At 47.3% G+C, this 279-nt stretch carries 1 protein-coding gene; it reads right to left on the bottom strand.

What is annotated here, in order from left to right:
• On the bottom strand, positions 1-279 hold a 279-nt coding region (locus tag ACRHNM_RS16640; RefSeq protein ID WP_431137739.1), incomplete at both ends, for an efflux RND transporter permease subunit.

Here is a 279-nt window from a genome sequence, read left to right as displayed (position 1 = left end):
GGCACAACGATCAAGGTAAGGAAGGTAGCCACAAAAAGACCGTAAATTACCGTCCAGGCCAAAGGCCCCCAAAAAATTACGTTATCACCTCCAAAGTAAATGTTTGGGTTAAAGTCGCTCATTAGCGTAAAAAAGTTGATATTGAACCCTGTGGCCAATGGGATCAATCCCAAAATGGTGGTGATGGCCGTAAGCAACACTGGACGTAAACGGGCTTTCCCACCTCTCACCACTGCTTCGGTGAAATCCTCGATGGGCAATAGCTCCTCCTCGTCCAAA

It is taken from the genome of Psychroserpens mesophilus, assembly GCF_050617655.1.
In the GTDB taxonomy this organism is placed as follows: Bacteria; Bacteroidota; Bacteroidia; order Flavobacteriales; family Flavobacteriaceae; genus Psychroserpens; species Psychroserpens mesophilus_A.
Note: the sequence above shows the minus strand (reverse complement) of the source record. Positions and strands in the feature narration are given on the sequence as shown.